Below are 15,665 nucleotides of genomic sequence, written 5' to 3'. Positions count from 1 at the left end.
ATCCAGCACCAGCACCAACAGCCCCTACTCCAGGGAGAGTTCACCATGCCCGTGAACCAAGACGTCATCATCACCGCCGCCCTCACCGGCGCCGGTGACACCGTCCGCAAGAGCCCGCACGTACCCGTCACGCCCGAGCAGATAGCCAAGTCCGCGGTCGAGGCCGCCGACGCGGGCGCCGCCGTCGTACACATCCACGTCCGCGACCCCGAGACCGGTGCCCCATCGCGCGACCCCCGCCTGTACCGCGAGGTCGTCGAGCGCATCAAGGAGACCGGCACCGACGTCGTCATCAACCTGACGGCGGGCATGGGCGGCGACCTCGTCATCGACCCGGTCCAGCCGCTGAAGGAGCTCGGCGAGCTGCCCGGCACCGATCTCGTCGGCGGCCTCGACCGCCTCCCGCACGTCGAGGACCTGCTCCCCGACATCTGCACCCTCGACTGCGGCTCCCTCAACTTCGGCGACAACCTCTACATCTCCACCCCCGACATGCTCCGCCAGGGCGCCAAGCGCATCCAAGAGCTGGTTGTGCGGCCCGAGTTGGAGATCTTCGACACCGGCCAGCTGTGGTTCGCCAAGCAGCTCATCGCCGAGGGGCTGCTCGACAACCCCACCGTCTTCCAGCTCTGCATGGGCATCCCGTGGGGCGCCCCCGCCGACCCGGGCGTCCTCCAGTCCATGGTCAACATGCTGCCCGAGGGCGCCCAGTGGGCCAGCTTCGCGCTCGGCCGGATGCAGATGCCGTGGGTCGCCCAGTCCATCCTGCTCGGCGGTCAGGTCCGCGTCGGCCTCGAGGACAACCTGTACCTCGGCAAGGGCAACAAGGTGACGAACGCGCAGCTTGTCGAGCGCGCCGTGCAGATCACCGAGAACCTCGGTTCGCGTGTCGCCACGCCGGACGAGGCGCGCCAGAAGCTGGGTCTGAAGCCCCGCGCGTAGTGCCCTTTTCTGCGGGCCGTCTTTGGCTGGTCGCGCAGTTCCCCGCGCCCCTTCGGGCGCGACCCGAAAGGAACTCCACCCTCATGACCATCATCACCCCTGAAGAAGTCCGCCGCGTCGCCTGCGTAGGCGCCGGTGTCATCGGCGGCGGCTGGGTCGCGCACTTCCTGGCCCGTGGCTATGACGTCACCGCCTGGGACCCGGCCCCCGACGCCGAGCAGCGGCTGCGCCGCCTGGTTGAGGCGGCCTGGCCCGCGCTCACCCAGCTCGGTCTCGCCGAAGGCGCCTCGCAGGACCGGCTCACCGTGACCGCCACCCTCGAAGAGGCCGTCGCCGACGCCCAGTTCGTGCAGGAGAGCGCCCCCGAGAAGCTGGAGCTCAAGCGCGACCTGCTCGCCAAGCTGGACGCCGCCGCGCCCGCCGGAGTCGTCATAGCCTCCTCCACCTCCGGCTACCCGATGACCGACATGCAGACCGAAGCGGCCACTCCCGGCCGCCTGGTCGTCGGGCACCCTTTCAACCCGCCGTACCTGATCCCGCTCGTCGAGGTCGTCGGCGGGGAGCGCACCGACGCCGAGGCCGTGACCTGGGCGTCCCGCTTCTACGAGATCGCGGGCAAGTCCGTCATCACCATGAAGGACGAAGTCCCCGGCTTCATCGCCAACCGCCTCCAGGAAGCCCTGTGGCGCGAGGCCCTGCACATGGTCGCCAACGGAGAGGCCACCGTCCAGGAGATCGACGACTCGATCACCGAAGGGCCGGGCCTGCGCTGGGCGTTCATGGGCCCGATGCTCACCTTCGCGCTCGCGGGCGGCGAGGGCGGCATGGCCCACATGCTCGACCACTTCGGTCCGTCCCTGAAGTCGCCGTGGACGCGCCTCGAAGCACCCGAGCTCGACAAGAAGCTGTACGACGCCGTGGTTGCCGGATGCGACGACGCGGCGGACGGCAGGACCATCGCCGACCTGGTCGCCGAGCGCGACCAGGGAGTCATCGACGTACTGCGGGCGACGGGCCGTCTGCCGCAGCAGCGAAAGGAAGCCAAGTGACCGACATCACCGCCCAGTTGCCGCTTCTGCGCCGTACCGTCCGGCCCGAGTGGATCGACTACAACGGCCACATGAGCGAGGCCTTCTACGTCCTGGTCTTCGGCTATGCCACCGACGCCATGATGATCGAGACGGGCCTGCACGCGGGCTACCGCGAGTCCACCGGCTGCTCCCTCTACACGGTCGAGGCGCACATCCGCTATCTGAACGACGTCGCGGAGGGCTCTCAACTCGTCGTCCGTACCCGCATGTTGGGCGCGGACGCGAAGAAGGCGCGCTTCGCGCACGAGATGTACGTCGTCGAGTCCACCGGGGAAGGGGCGGCCGAACCCGCCCCGGACGCCACCCCCGTGGCGACGACGGAGCTGCTCGCGCTCCACGTCGACCAGAACGCGGGCCGCGCCACGCCCTTCCCGGACGAGATCCGCGAACGCCTCACCGGCCTTGTGGAACCGGCCCCGGAATGGGCGGGCCGCGCCATCGCCACGGTGGGCGGCTGAAGGCGGTCACGCGGCCGGCGGTGTGCCGACGCCCAACAGGGCGAGAAAGGCGGCGGCCGCGGGAGGCGGGGTGAACCGGCTCCAGACGAGGCGCTCCACCCGCACCGGACCGTTGGTGACCGGGACACCGCGCACGCCCGGCAGTTCGGCGGCGAACGCCGCGGGCAGCAGGGCGATGCCGAGGCCGTGCCGGACCATCCTGGCCATCAGTTCGACGCCGGACACCTCGAAGGCGACCTCGCGGCGCAGCCCGGCCGCCGCGAACGCCTCGTCCGACTGGGCACGGGCGGCGCTGCCCGCGGCGAAGTCCACGAACACCTCATCGACGATGCGGCTGAGGTCCACCTGGTGCTCCGCGGCCAGCGGGTGGTCAGGGGCGACCACGGCGACGTGCTGCCCATGGGCGAGTTCCCGGTCGTGGACGCCCTGTGACCGGAACCCGGACTGCACGCCGAGGAACGCCGCGTCGAGGCCGCCGTCGCGCACCTGCTCGACGAGCCGCTCGCTGGCGCCGGTCCGCAGGCTGATCCGCACCTGGGGGTAGCGCAGGCGGTAGTCCCGCAGCACCGCCGCGAGATCGACGGCCGTCACGGTGGGGATCGAGCCGATGACCAGCGTGCCCCGTATCTCGCCGGTGGCCGCCGCCACCTCCGCCCGCGCCCGCTCGGCCGCTTCAAGCGCCTGGCGGGCGGCCGGCAGGAACGCCTCACCCGCGGCGGTCAGCCGGACCTTGCGGCTGGTCCGCTCGAACAGCCGGGCACCCAATTCCTTCTCGAGCCGGGACACTTGATGGCTCAACGCGGACTGGACGACATGGCACCGCTCGGCGGCGCGAGTGAAGTTCGCGGTCTCCGCCACCGCGAGGACGTAGCGCATCTGCTGGAGCTCCATCTGATCCATCGTGAAACACGATGGATCAGATGACAAGCATGTGTTGGACCGATGGGTTCATGGCGGGCGATGCTGAAGTCACCGACATCAACGGCCTCGGCGCCCCGGCGCCCCGACCCCGCGGAGACACCCCATGCGCGTGATCGCCTTCGACCACCTCGTCCTGAACGTCGCCGACATCGAGCGTTCACTCGCCTTCTACACCGGCCCGCTGGGACTTGAACCGGTACGGGTGGACGAATGGCGGGCCGGCAAGGTCCCCTTCCCTTCGGTGCGGGTCAGCCCCACCACCATCATCGACCTCGTCACGGCGCCCGCCGGAGAGCCGGTGGGCAGCAACGTCGACCACATCTGCCTGGTGGTCGAACCGCTCGACTGGCAAGAGGTCATCGATTCCGGCGTGTTCACGGTCGTGGACGGTCCCGGCAAGCGCTTCGGCGCCCGGGGCACCGCGATCTCCCTGTATGTGCAGGACCCGGACGGCAACACCGTGGAGCTGCGCTGGTACCCGAAGGAGGCCTGAACCGACCTCAAAGGACGCCTGAACCGACCCCTTACTGTCACCCCGTGGTCGCTGTCACCCTGTGGTCGGCCGGTACGCGTACACCGAGGTCACCACCAGGCAGGGCACCGGCGGCACCACTTCGACGCGCAGAGTGCGGCGCGCGGAGTCGTAGTCCACGCCTTCCGTCTCGAACGTGCCGCGGCAGATGCTGCGTTGCGGCGTGGCGAACAGGCTGGTCACCTTGCCCGTGACGGGCTTCCCGTCGAGCGCGTGCGCCAGGTCCACCTGGAGGATCGGGCGGTCCTCGGGGAACAGCTCCTTGGATGCGTCGTTCGAGGCGCACACCAGACGGGTGTCGGACACGAAGTCACAGCCCTGGATGTCGCGCACCGGCTTGTCGAGCGTGATCTGCCCGGCCTGGGGGAGCGCTCCGCCGGTGGGCGGGGTCGAGGAGTTGAGGAGCGGGGCGGGGAAGACCTGGAGCCGCGGCTGGTCGCCCCATTCGCCGGACACCAGCCACTGCTTGTCCGGTGAGACGGCGGCGAAGGAGTTGTTCAGCTTCTCGCCCGCGTCGAGCCGGTGCTCGTAGAGGTGGCGCTTGCCGTCGGGCGTCGTGACGGCGAACATCTTCGACTTGGCGTCGTCGCCGCCCTGATAGGCGTCCACGGTGTGGCCGTCGGCGATGTCCGGGTCGCCCACGTGGGACCAGCCCTTGGTCCGCAGATCGAGCGGTATCGAGCCGAGGCCCCGGTAGAGCAGGCTGCCGTCGGCGCGGCTGGCCAGGCCCTGGCTGCCGGTGAGGGAGTTGACGGTCGAGCTGCCCGACTCCTGCCAGCCGCCGGGGGAGCGGGGTGCGGTGTCGGCGGATGCGATGCCGCCGGTGGCTATCGCCGTGGTCAGGGTGAGCGCGGTGAGCAGGGCCGCGGATGTCTTGCGTGCTTCGGGTGCCTTCAAACGTGTCATTGGGTGCGCTGCCTCCGTGGGGGGTCGATCGCTGCCGGGCAATCGTACGTAACGTGACCTCTGTCGACCGGTGAGTTCTGACACGTCGACAGAGGTGCGTGAGGTGGCCGTCAGGTGGTGCGACAGAAGGTGGTTGAGACGTGAGGCTGGTCATTCTCGGTGGCGGCGGATTCCGCGTCCCGCTCGTGTACAGGGCGCTGCTCGGCGATCACGCCGAGGGCCGGGTCACCGAAATCGTGCTGCACGACCTGGACGCGGCGCGGCTCGGAGCGGTCGCCCGCGTGCTTGCCGACCAGGCCCTGGGGGTGCCGGACGCGCCCGCCGTCACGGCCACGACCGATCTCGACGAGGCCTTGCGCGGCGCGGACTTCGTGTTCTCCGCGATCCGGGTGGGGGGCCTCGAAGGGCGTGCGGCGGACGAGCGGGTCGCGCTGGCCGAGGGGGTGCTCGGGCAGGAGACGGTGGGCGCGGGCGGCATCGCGTACGGGCTCCGCACGGTGCCGGTCGCCCTCGACATCGCCCGGCGGGTGCGTGAACTCGCCCCCGACGCCTGGGTGATCAACTTCACCAACCCGGCGGGGCTCGTCACCGAGGCGATGTCCCGGGAGCTCGGCGATCGCGTCATCGGCATCTGCGACTCGCCGGTGGGCCTGGGCCGGCGGGTGGCACGCATCCTCGGCGGTGACCCGGACTCGGCGTTCATCGACTACGTGGGGCTCAACCACCTCGGCTGGCTGCGCGGCCTGCGGATCGACGGGCGTGACGAGTTGCCGCGGCTGCTCGGCGATGACGCGCTGCTCGGCTCGTTCGAGGAAGGGCGGCTCTTCGGGGCGGAGTGGCTGCGGTCGTTGGGGGCCGTGCCGAACGAGTACTTGCACTACTACTACTTCAACCGCGAGGCGGTGCGGTCGTACCAGGAGGCCGAGCAGACGCGGGGGGCGTTTCTGCGGGACCAACAGGCGCGGTTCTACGACGAGTTGCAGCGGGGATCGGATTCCGCATGGAAGGCCTGGGACGCGACGCGGGCGGAGCGTGAGGCCACGTACATGGCGGAGAACCGGGAGGCCGCGGGGGTGGGGGAGCGGGCGGAGGAAGACCTTGAGAGCGGGGGATACGAGAAGGTCGCCCTTGCCCTGATGCGGGCCATCGCGCGTGACGAGCGGGCCACGCTGATCCTCAACGTCCGTAATCGCACGACGCTTTCGGCGCTGGACGGTGACGCGGTGATCGAGGTGCCGTGCTCCGTGGACGCGAACGGCGCCCACCCCATGGTGGTGGATCCGCTGCCCCTGCACGCGACGGGTCTTGTGTGCGCGGTCAAGGCGGTCGAGCGGGAGGTCCTGGCCGCGGCGTCCAGCGGCTCACGCACCACCGCGGTGAAGGCGTTCGCGCTGCATCCGCTGGTGGATTCGGTGGCGGTGGCGCGGCGGTTGGTGGAGGGATACCGGGGGGTGCATCCGGGGCTGGCTTATCTGAACGGGGCGTAGCCGGCCTGCCGGCCGCCTTTGCTGTGGGCAGGCGTTCCGCAGGGCGAGTGGGGTCTCCCCTGCTCGAGCGAAGCCGAGAGCTTGGGGAAGGGTGGGCACAGCCCCAGCTGTGGGGCTCCGATGAAGCAAGGCGGCAGGGCAGGGCCGGGGCACATCAGGCAGGTCACTTCGTCCACCGGCGGGCCTGCCGCTGACGGAGGCGAGCAGCCGGCCCACGTTCTCGGCGACCCGCGACACGGACGCGCGTTTCAGTCCTGATCGCCAGGCCGGCCGCCGGGCGGCTGCACGGGCGTCGCGCCGGGGCGGGTCCACTGCGGCACGGGGCGGCCGGTCGGGCCCCAGGTGGCGTTCCCGTCCGCGTCCGTGCTCCAGAACCAGCACGACTCGTGCCCCTCGGGCCAGCCTTCGGGCTTGTCCTCCCAGGCCTCGCCGCGGCCGTAGGGCGTCATGTCGAGCAGGCCGAAGGAGCCGTTGACCGGCTCGTTGCCGCGGCCCGTCGTGGAGTAGGTGAGGAATACGCGGTCGCCGTCGCGCAGATAGCAGGTGAGGTAGCCCATTTCGCCGCCGACCGGCTCCTCCACGTCGCGCACCGAGTACCAGGGCTGGGTGTAGCCCATGAACTCGACGTACGGGGCGACCTCGTCCCAACGGCCGGTGGTCACGATGGCGAACGAGACGCCGCGGGCGTTGAGATAGACGGCGTCCTTCGCGTGCCAGGCCGTCGTGGTGCAGCCCGCGCACTGCCCCTCGTGCGGCTCGCCGTCGTGCCACATGTGCTTGTAGACCACGAGCTCGTCGCGGCCCTGGAACAGATCCAGGAACGGCACCGGGCCGTCGGGTCCGACGACATCGACCGTCCCGTCGAACTCCACCATCGGCAGCCGGCGGCGGGCCGCGGCGATCGCGTCGCCCTCGTGGGTGTGGGCCTTCTCGCGGACCAGGAGCTTGTCGCGCTCGGTCTGCCAGGTGTCGAGGTCGACGATGGGCGGGCGGCCGGGCAGCGCGGTGGTCGGGTCGTCCGGTGCGGTGGTCATGGTGTGTCCTCCGTGGTGTCTCGTGCCGGGCGGCGTCCTACGACGGCCACCAGATACAGGCTGTTCACCAGTTAAAGACTGCTCACCAGATACAGACTCGCGACGCGGCGGGAACTCATCGCGGCAGGGGCGGGACGCTTTCGGTCGAGCCCGCACCGACCAGGCCCGCGGACACGCTCTGAGATGATCACCGGATGAGCCCCGTCATCGCCATCGGATCCGCCGCCGCAAGGCCCTGCACGCTCGTCGTCTGCCGAGGCTGCTGCTGCGGAAACGCCCGCAAGAACCCCGGCATCGACCACGACTGGCAACTGGCCCGGCTGCGGGCCGCCGCCGCCGAGTCGGCGGGCCGGTTCGCCGTACGGACCAGCGAGTGCCTCGGGCCCTGCGGACAGGCGAACATCATCGTCGTACAGCCGTCCGGGGCAGGACGGCGCAAAGGCGGCCGAGCCGCATGGGTCGGCTTCGCCGTGGACGACGAGTCGCTCGACGAGATAATCGCCTGGGCCGAGGCCGGCGGGCCCGGGCTCGCTCAGCCGTCGGCCACTCTGGAGCTGCAACTGGTCGAGCCCGGGAAGGCCTGATCAGGCCGCCTACAGAGGGGAGTTGATCAGGCCGCCGTCGGGGAACTTTCGAGGACCTTGTCCAGGAAGCCGTGCAGATTCGCCACCGTGCGGGCGTTCTGCTCTTCGAGGGTGAGGCTTTCCTCGAAGCGGCGGGCCAAGGCCGTCGTCTTCTTGCCGCGTACGTAGAGCGAGCAGGCCAGGTCCGCGCAGATGTAGATGCCGACCGAGTTGCCCTGCCGGCCCGCGGGACCGGACAGCGGAGCGACCAGCAGGGTGATGCCCGAGCCGGACTGCGGGGTCACGCAGACCGAGCAGATGCTGGACTTGAGCATGCTCTTGCGCGCGCCGGTCGACGCCCGCAGCGCGATGCCCACGTACGCCCCGTCCCGCTCCGTCACGACATAGCCCCGGTCCGGGGCCTTGGGGTCGCGCCAGCCGAGGAAGTCAAGGTCTGACCAGGGCGTCTCGGTGAAGCCGGCGGGGAGTGTGAGCCGGCGGGCCTCGCCCTTGGAGCAGTTGACGAAGGACGCGCGGATCTCTTTCTCGCCGATGGGTTCCATGATCCGGAAGTTATCAATGGGCGGCTGTCGGCGTCTTCTCATTTTCCGCCTCCTCGCTGCCCGTAGGAGGTGGGACGCGGATAGCCGGCGTCCGCAGTCCAAGCGGGTGCGGGGCGGAGGGGCACGGTGACGGGGATGGCCGGGAACGGCGTGGGGGACGACGAGTTGGACCTCGCGGACGCGATCATGCTCCTGCGGGAGTAGGTCGCCGAGGCCCAGCGGCGCGTGGCCACCGATGGGGATCGGGGCGTCGGGTTCGGGCTCGGCGAGATCACGGTGGAACTGGGCATGGAACTGGCCCGCACCCGCGGCGTCGACGGCGGGCTGCGGTTCAGTGTGATCGGCCTGGGGGCGGCGGGCTGATGGCTTGAGCGCCATTGGGGAGGCCATCGCGATCCGGCGGCGGCTTGCGGCGGACAACCCCGATGCCTACGAACCCGACCTCGCCACTTCCTTATGGGCAACCGCCTGGGTTTTGGTCAGCGGGCCGGAGGACCTCTCCCGCGCGTTGGAAGCAGCGGCCGAATCAGTGGAGATATTCACCAAGCTGGCCGAGCGCATGCCCGCCGCCTATCAAGCCCGTTTACGCGCGGCGAAAGGCACACGGAACGAGGTCCTCAAGGCCATGGGCCGCGCCCAACAGGCCGCCTACCATGAGGTCTTGCAGGCGGAGAAGGGCGCACAAGCCGACGTACGGGAGGCCGAGCGCCGACCCCAAGAAGCCGCGGACCCGCCACGACGGCTCGACGGCGACGCCCCGGGATCTCCTCTCTGATCCGCCCACCGCCCCGTCAGCTGCACAGCGTCAGAGCCCGGCCGTCGGAACCCGCGCCGACAGGAACCGCGTCCTGCGTCGCAGCCGGAACCCCAGCGACTCGTACAACCGGATGGCGTCGGTATTGCGCGCCGACGTGTGGAGGAACGGGGTTTCGTCGCGGGCCCGGATGCCGGCGGCCACCGCGAGGACGAGGCGGGAGGCCAGGCCCTCGCCGCGGTGGGCCGGGTCGGTGCAGACCGCGCTGATCTCCGTCCAGCCCGGCGGACGCAGCCGCTCCCCGGCCATGGCGATGAGGGCGCCGCCCCGGCGTATGCCCAGGTAGGTGCCGAGTTCCACGGTGCGGGGGAGGAAGGGGCCCGGCTGGGTGCGTTCGACCAGGGCCAGCATTTCGGGTACGTCGGCGGGGCCGAGGGGGACGGCCTCCGGGTCCGGCGCGGCGGCCACCGACTCGTCGACCAGTTGGACGCCCTCCAGGTCGAACGTGACCTCCCACCCTTCCGGCAGCGGCGCCCGGACACCGGGCAGCGGCACCTCGGCGCCCGGTCCGGCGAGGCGTGCCAGGTCGGCCCAGTCGTCGGGGCCGGGATCGTCGGGCAGGGCCAGCCACGGAGACACATCGAGCTGGTACCGCAGGACCCGGCCGCGGCGCTCGGCGAAACGGGCGTGCGGTCCGGCGAGCGCTCCGTAGGCCGGGTTGTCCAACGGGTGGGCGACCGCGTCCGGCGGGCGTTCGGGGTTCGCGAGGTCGGGCCGGACGGTGGTCACGCGCTCACCTCGATCACGATCTTCCCGCGGGCGTGGCCGCTCTCCACGGCCCGCAGCGCCTCGTCGGCGCGGTCGAGCGGGTACGTCGCCGACACCTCGGTCCGCAGTACGCCGTCGACGGCGAGCCGCGCAACCGCGTCAAGGATCTCGCTGGTCCGGGCCCGTGCGATCGGCGCCCCGCCCAGTTCGGCGATCGTCTCCTTGGCCGCCGCGGTGATCAGCTTCGCGCGGTCGGCCAGGAGCGGGGCGACGGCCACCACGTCCGCGCCGCCGACCAGGTCGAAGACCGCGTCCACGTGCCCGCCCGGTGCGGCCGCCCGCACCCGTTCCGCCAGATCGGGACCCGGCGTCACGTGGATCGCGCCCAGGGACTCGACGAACTCCTTCTTGCCCGCGCTCGCCGTGCCGACGACCCGGATGCCGAAGTGCCGCGCCAACTGCGCCGCGGCCACCCCGACCCCGCCGCCGACCCCGGTGATCAGGAGCGTCGCCCCGGCGGGCAGGCCGAGCTGGCGCACTCCGTCGTACGCCGTCGCCGCCGCTACCGGCAGCGCGGCCGCCTCCGTGAACGTCAGGCCCGCCGGCTTGTGCGCGGCGATCGATACGGGGAGGAGCGTGTGCTCGGCGTACCCGCCCGTGACCGGGTTGCCGAACACCGCGTCACCGACGGCGAATCCCTCGACGCCATCGCCCACCCGCTCGACCACACCGGCGACCTCGCTGCCGAGGACCTCGGGGAACGTGGCGGGCGGCGACCCCGGCCGACGCTTGCCCGCCCGCAGCTTCCAGTCGACGGGGTTGACCCCGGCCGCCCGTACCGCGACGAGGAGTTGACCGGGGCCGGGCTCCGGGGGCGCCTGCTCGACGAAGGCCTCCACTTCAGGACCGCCGTGCCGGGTGAATACGTACGCCTTGGACATGTGCTCCCTCGCTCTGAGCTCTGAATCGACGCAGGCCGTGTGAGTGCCCACCTTGGACGACCGCCGTGATCGCCCCGCTATTCCCGGTGCGGGGGAGCGTTCATGAGGTCGCAATGAGGGGCGGGCGAGGCCTCCGCGGAGCCGACCGGTCAAAAACTGAACGCCTCATCAAGTTTTGCTTCCACGACCCTTGACGTTCAGTGTTCAACCAATCAAGACTCTGGCCCCACAGACCCGCACTGGAGCGGATGGCGCGTTCAGGTCTTGGCGCCGCCGGCCAGTTCGGCGTGCCATGAGCCGTGTTCAGGAGGCCATTTCGCCATGCCTGCAAGCACCCGTCGTGAACTTCTGAAGCAATTGGGTGGCACCGCCGCCACGTTCGCCTTCGTGGCCGCCGCAGGGCCGGCCGCCGCGGCCGTGCCCGCATCCGGGACCGCGTCCGCGGCCGCCGAACGCGCAGGCTCCCCGGGCGCGGCCGCCGCCACGCGCCGCGTCCGGGGGGTCGTCGCCCGCCTCACCCTCGACGAGAAGATCAGCCTGGTCCACGGCGCCACCGACCCCCGCAGACTCGGGCAGGCGGGTTACCTGCCGGGCATCGAGCGCCTCGGCATACCGGAGCTGCGCCTGTCCGACGGTCCGGCGGGCGTGAACGTCACCAAGTCCGCGACCGGCCTCCCGCCCGTCTCGACACTCGGCTCCTCCTTCAACCTCGAACTCGCCCGCGAGTACGGGGCGGTGATGGGCCGCGAGGGCCGCACCCTGGAGATGGACGTCCTGCTGGCCCCGCAGATCGAGCTCTCCCGCACCCCGTTCTTCAGCCGCAACAAAGACCAGTCGGGCGAGGACCCGTACCTCAACGGCCTTATCGGCGCCGCGCAGGTCGAGGGCGTGCAGGCGCAGGGCATGCTCGCCCAGGCCAAGCACTTCCTCGCCAACAACCAGCGCCTGCACGAGTTCGACCGTGAGAAGCCGGAGAATTCGTACGACTTCATCGTCGACGACCGCACCCTGCACGAGCTGTACCTGCCCGCCTTCGAGGCCGTCGTCCGCGCCGGTGTCTCCTCGGTGATGTCGGCGTACAACCACCTCAACGGCAAGTGGAACTCCGAGCAGAGCACCACCCTCACCGACATTCTCCGCGGCGAACTCGGCTTCAAGGGCTTCGTCACATCCGACTGGGGCGCCACCCACTCCACGGCCGCGCTCGAAGCGGGCCAGGACATGCAGATGTGGGACGGCTCGTTCTACGGCGAGCCGCTGAGGAAGGCGATCAAGGACGGCTCCATCCCGGAGGCCGCCTTGGACACCGCGGTCTCCCGCATCCTGGGCCAGTACGACGCCTTCGGCATGCTCGACGGCAGCCGGGTCCCCGCCCGTAAGCGGATCGACATCGAGGCCGGCGCCCGCGTGGCCCGCGAAGTCGCGGTCCAGGGCGCTGTGTTGCTGGCCAACGAAGGCGGACTCCCGCTGTCGCCCGCCGCGTTGAGCAACCTCGCACTCATCGGCCCGACAGCCGGCCAGGTCGCGACATCGGTATCGGGGGAGCGCGCGTACGGCTTCGAGGAGCGCCTGATCAGCCCGCTCGCCGCACTGCGCCGCACGACAGGGCGGAAGATCGCGTACGAGGTCGGAGTCGACCTCACGGGCAAGGCTGTCCCCGCATCCGCGTTCCCCGAGGGCCTGGCCCGCAAGGGCGGCGGCACGGACAAGAAGGTCGACTTTGTCGGCTCCGAAGCGCTCCCTGTGGGCACGACGGCCGAGTGGACCGGCACCTTCGTGCCGCCCACAACGGGCGAGTACGCGCTCAAGATCCAGGGCTGGGGCGCGGCGGTCTCGCTGAGCCTGGACGGCAAGGAGCTGACGACCGCGGCGGGCGCCCGTGACAGCTTCGCGCGCAAGTGGTCCTCGATCGTCCCGACCACGGACGGCCTCGACAACGGCCAGGCCGAGCCCGTGGAGCTCACCGGCGGCAGGTCGTACAAGGTCGTGGTCAAGGCCACCGGCTGGGCGCCGACCATCGCCGAACGCGGCCAGGTCCAGGTGCGGTTCGCCTGGGTGACGCCTGAGCAGCGCACCGCGTCCATCACCGCGGCGGCTCGCCTGGCCCGGCGCGTGCACACACCGGTGGTCTTCGCCTTCAACGGCTCGGGCGGCTCGGTGGGCGGCGGCGGGGACTTCACCACCCTCACTCTCCCCGCCCACCAGGACGAGCTGATCACGGCGGTGGCGAGGGCCAACCCGCGTACGGTCGTCGTCCTCACCACCGGCTGCCCGGTGACGATGCCGTGGAGGAATGCGGTCGACGCGATCCTGCACACGGGATACGTCGGCCAGGAGGGCGGCTGGTCCACCGCCGATCTGCTCACCGGCCGCGCGAACCCGGGCGGCAAGGCGACGGTGACCTGGCCGAAGGCGGACGCGGACCACCCCACTCTCGACCCCGCACACCCCGAGCGCTACTACGGCGTCGACGGCGTGGTCACGTACAGCGAAGGCATCTTCACCGGCTACCGAGGCTTCGACAAGGCGGCCGTCGAGCCCCTGTTCCCCTTCGGACACGGCCTGTCCTACACGGAGTTCGGCTACAGCCGCCTCTCCGTGCGCCGCGCGGGCGCGGGCTACGAGGTGTCGTTCACGGTGACCAACCGGGGCCGCCGCAAGGGCGCGGAGGTGCCCCAGCTGTACATGGGAGCGCCGCGCGGCACGGCCGTCGAAATGGCGGTGAAGACGCTGGCGGCCTTTGACCGCGTGGAGCTACGGCCGGGGCAGTCGCGCCGGGTCACGCTGCGAGTGGACGAGCGCCAACTGTCGTACTGGGACACGGAAGGCACCCGGTGGGTGCGTCCCGAGGGCCGCCGCGCGGTGTACGTGGGGTCGTCGTCGCGGGACATCAGGCTGACGGGGGCGGCGAGTTGAACACCTGACCCGACGCTCCGGTCGCCGGCGGGAAGTGCTTGAGTCTCCAGTGGGGGGAGACATCAAGGTGGGGGACATGGACGGCGACACACTCTGCTCGATCGGTGATCTGGCCCGGCGGACCGGTCTGACGGTCAAGACGGTCAGGTTCTACTCCGACGAGGGGATCGTGCCGCCCGCCGGCCGCAGCCCGTCCGGCTACCGCCTGTACGGCACCGACGCCGTCGCCCGCCTCGGCCTCGTACGCACCCTGCGCGAACTGGGCGTCGACCTCGCCTCGATCAGGAAGGTCGTGGACCGGGAGGTCTCGCTGCCCGAGGTCGCCGCGGCGCACGCCGACGCCCTCGACGTGCAGATCCGCGTGCTGCGCCTGCGGCGTGCGGTGCTCACAGCGGTGGCCAAGAGGGGCTCCACCCCAGAGGAGTTGGACCTCATGCACCAGTTGGCCAAGCTCTCCGAGGCCGAACGTCGACGCCTGGTCGACGACTTCCTCGGGTCTGTCTTCGACGGACTGCGTGACCACCCCGCCTTCGCGGCGGTCGTCCGTTCGATGACCCCCGAGCTGCCCGAGAGCCCCGAAGCCGAACAGGTCGAGGCGTGGGTGGAGCTCGCCGAACTGTTCCAGGACACGGATTTCCGCTCCACCATGCGGGGAATGGCCCGCGACCTGGCCACCGACCGGTCCCCCGCCGACACCACGGCGCTGCCCCGCATCCTCGCTGATGCCGTCCGTGCGCAGGTCACCCCGGCTCTGACGGTCGGCATCGACCCGGCATCGCCCGAGGCCGATCCGATCGTGTCGGCGCTCACGGCGCACTATGCCCACATCGTCGGGTTGCCCGACGACCTCGCTCTCAAGCGGCGGTTGGCGGCTCGCCTGGAAGGCATGGACGACCCCCGCAGGGACCGCTATCTGCAACTGCTGGCCGTGATCAACGGATGGCCCGCCCCGGAGAGTCTGGCGCCGCCGCTCGCCTGGATCGTGCGGGCGCTGCGCGTCCGGATGCCTTGATGGCACCCATAGAGCTGACGGAGGCCGGGCGGCCGCGACGGCTGACCGCCGGTTGCCGGGAGCTGATATCGGGAGCGCGGGCCGAGCCCTCAGTCCCGCCCCTCGACAAGCCGGCGCCTGAGGCCCGGCTGTCACATTCGGGAGTGCTGGCCGGTCTGAGCGGGTGAATCTGACAGCCATGCGGGACCCGGCGTTGCCGGGTCCGCACTCCCTTCGGAGGTTGCCACCCGTGACGAACCCGATCCTGGTGACGGGCGCCGACGACAGGCTCGGCGGCGGCCGCGGACCGCTCCGCGCCGGTCTTGTGTTCCTGGGCGCGGCACAGTTCATCGTCGGTTGCTGGGCGCTGTTCTTCCCCCGTTCGTTCTTCGACATCCCCTGGGTGGGCATGGGGATGTCGTACAACGCCCATCTGATGATGGACTTCGGCGCCATGAGCCTGGCCATCTCGGTGCTCCTCGGCGTCGGCGCCGTCACCATGCGGCAGACCATGGTCCGCACCGCCCTCACGGTGTACCTCGTCTTCGCCGCGGCGCACCTGGTCATCCACATTCAGCTGCTGCACCACCTCACGCCCGGCCAACGCGGGCCGGTGCTTGCCGCGTTGACGACTGCGGTCGTGATTCCGGTGGTGCTGTTCGCGCTCACGGGCCGGGCCTGGCGGGGAAGCGGCAGCGGCAACAGGCGCTAGCCAGGTCCTGGCGGGCTCGGCTGTTTCGGGCTCGGTCGAAACCCCTGGGGCGCATCGCCCGGCTTCCGTAACTTCCTGGCTCGTAA

General features: G+C 70.8%; 17 protein-coding genes. 11 read left to right on the top strand and 6 right to left on the bottom strand.

Features of this window, described 5'->3' with window-relative positions; genetic code table 11:
* The first annotated feature begins 45 nt into the window (after positions 1–45).
* From AB0G47_RS04590 to AB0G47_RS04580, 3 genes are all read left to right on the top strand, one after another.
* Positions 46–942 carry a 3-keto-5-aminohexanoate cleavage protein gene (locus tag AB0G47_RS04590; protein WP_360764029.1) on the top strand — a complete coding sequence of 299 codons (897 nt, stop codon included), beginning with the start codon at positions 46–48 and terminating at the stop codon, positions 940–942.
* Between the two features lie 83 nt (positions 943–1,025).
* Positions 1,026–1,991, top strand: coding sequence for a 3-hydroxyacyl-CoA dehydrogenase NAD-binding domain-containing protein (locus AB0G47_RS04585; RefSeq protein ID WP_360764027.1), 966 nt, complete (start codon positions 1,026–1,028; stop codon positions 1,989–1,991).
* A complete protein-coding gene (locus AB0G47_RS04580; RefSeq protein ID WP_360764025.1) occupies positions 1,988–2,491 on the top strand; it encodes a thioesterase family protein in 504 nt (167 codons plus the stop codon). The genes AB0G47_RS04585 and AB0G47_RS04580 overlap by 4 nt, the downstream gene beginning before the upstream one ends.
* A gap of 6 nt (positions 2,492–2,497) precedes the next feature.
* On the opposite strand, the gene AB0G47_RS04575 is transcribed toward AB0G47_RS04580, so the two are convergent.
* Positions 2,498–3,382 (bottom strand): LysR family transcriptional regulator, encoded by an 885-nt coding sequence (locus AB0G47_RS04575; RefSeq protein ID WP_360765083.1) that lies wholly within the window; start codon positions 3,380–3,382, stop codon positions 2,498–2,500.
* Between the two features lie 133 nt (positions 3,383–3,515).
* On the opposite strand from AB0G47_RS04575, the gene AB0G47_RS04570 reads away from it, so the two are divergent.
* Positions 3,516–3,905, top strand: coding sequence for a VOC family protein (locus tag AB0G47_RS04570; RefSeq protein WP_135330503.1), 390 nt, complete (start codon positions 3,516–3,518; stop codon positions 3,903–3,905).
* A 54-nt stretch (positions 3,906–3,959) separates the two neighbouring features.
* Here AB0G47_RS04570 and AB0G47_RS04565 read toward each other — a convergent pair whose 3' ends face one another.
* Positions 3,960–4,850, bottom strand: a complete 891-nt coding sequence (locus AB0G47_RS04565; RefSeq protein ID WP_360764023.1) for a hypothetical protein — start codon at positions 4,848–4,850, stop codon at positions 3,960–3,962.
* Positions 4,851–4,990: 140 nt separating this feature from the next.
* On the opposite strand from AB0G47_RS04565, the gene AB0G47_RS04560 reads away from it, so the two are divergent.
* Complete coding sequence (locus AB0G47_RS04560) at positions 4,991–6,337, top strand: 6-phospho-beta-glucosidase (protein WP_360764021.1); 1,347 nt, start codon at positions 4,991–4,993, stop codon at positions 6,335–6,337.
* Positions 6,338–6,585: 248 nt separating this feature from the next.
* Here the strand turns inward: AB0G47_RS04560 and AB0G47_RS04555 are convergent, their stop codons facing one another.
* A complete protein-coding gene (locus tag AB0G47_RS04555) occupies positions 6,586–7,371 on the bottom strand; it encodes a DUF899 domain-containing protein (RefSeq protein WP_360764019.1) in 786 nt (261 codons plus the stop codon).
* A 194-nt stretch (positions 7,372–7,565) separates the two neighbouring features.
* Here AB0G47_RS04555 and AB0G47_RS04550 point away from each other — a divergent pair, with 194 nt between their 5' ends.
* Positions 7,566–7,955, top strand: coding sequence for a (2Fe-2S) ferredoxin domain-containing protein (locus tag AB0G47_RS04550; RefSeq protein ID WP_360764017.1), 390 nt, complete (start codon positions 7,566–7,568; stop codon positions 7,953–7,955).
* 26 nt (positions 7,956–7,981) lie between these two features.
* On the opposite strand, the gene AB0G47_RS04545 is transcribed toward AB0G47_RS04550, so the two are convergent.
* Positions 7,982–8,497, bottom strand: a complete 516-nt coding sequence (locus AB0G47_RS04545; RefSeq protein WP_266872267.1) for an FBP domain-containing protein — start codon at positions 8,495–8,497, stop codon at positions 7,982–7,984.
* A gap of 225 nt (positions 8,498–8,722) precedes the next feature.
* Here AB0G47_RS04545 and AB0G47_RS04540 point away from each other — a divergent pair, with 225 nt between their 5' ends.
* Positions 8,723–8,860: a trypco2 family protein gene (locus AB0G47_RS04540; RefSeq protein WP_360764015.1), complete on the top strand. Its 138-nt coding sequence runs from the start codon at positions 8,723–8,725 to the stop codon at positions 8,858–8,860.
* Between the two features lie 4 nt (positions 8,861–8,864).
* Positions 8,865–9,272 (top strand): hypothetical protein, encoded by a 408-nt coding sequence (locus tag AB0G47_RS04535; protein ID WP_360764013.1) that lies wholly within the window; start codon positions 8,865–8,867, stop codon positions 9,270–9,272.
* A 30-nt stretch (positions 9,273–9,302) separates the two neighbouring features.
* Here AB0G47_RS04535 and AB0G47_RS04530 read toward each other — a convergent pair whose 3' ends face one another.
* Both AB0G47_RS04530 and AB0G47_RS04525 read right to left on the bottom strand, forming a co-directional pair.
* On the bottom strand, positions 9,303–10,040 hold the full coding sequence (locus AB0G47_RS04530; protein WP_360764011.1) for a GNAT family N-acetyltransferase: 738 nt from the start codon (positions 10,038–10,040) through the stop codon (positions 9,303–9,305).
* Entirely contained in the window at positions 10,037–10,960 is a 924-nt protein-coding gene (locus tag AB0G47_RS04525; RefSeq protein WP_360764009.1) for an NADP-dependent oxidoreductase, read from the bottom strand. Before AB0G47_RS04525 ends, AB0G47_RS04530 begins: the two co-directional genes overlap by 4 nt.
* 321 nt (positions 10,961–11,281) lie before the next feature.
* Here AB0G47_RS04525 and AB0G47_RS04520 point away from each other — a divergent pair, with 321 nt between their 5' ends.
* The 3 genes from AB0G47_RS04520 (at position 11,282) to AB0G47_RS04510 (ending at position 15,579) form a co-directional block, all read left to right on the top strand.
* A complete protein-coding gene (locus AB0G47_RS04520; protein WP_360764007.1) occupies positions 11,282–13,876 on the top strand; it encodes a glycoside hydrolase family 3 C-terminal domain-containing protein in 2,595 nt (864 codons plus the stop codon).
* Between the two features lie 76 nt (positions 13,877–13,952).
* On the top strand, positions 13,953–14,888 hold the full coding sequence (locus AB0G47_RS04515) for a MerR family transcriptional regulator (protein ID WP_360764004.1): 936 nt from the start codon (positions 13,953–13,955) through the stop codon (positions 14,886–14,888).
* Between the two features lie 229 nt (positions 14,889–15,117).
* Entirely contained in the window at positions 15,118–15,579 is a 462-nt protein-coding gene (locus AB0G47_RS04510; RefSeq protein WP_360764003.1) for a hypothetical protein, read from the top strand.
* Positions 15,580–15,665: the final 86 nt, after the last annotated feature.

Origin of the sequence: Streptomyces sp. NPDC021622 (genome assembly GCF_040640795.1) — a bacterium.
Lineage (GTDB): Bacteria > Actinomycetota > Actinomycetes > Streptomycetales > Streptomycetaceae > Streptomyces.
The sequence above is the reverse complement of the archived record's forward strand: the minus strand, read 5'-3'. Positions and strand labels throughout refer to the sequence as shown.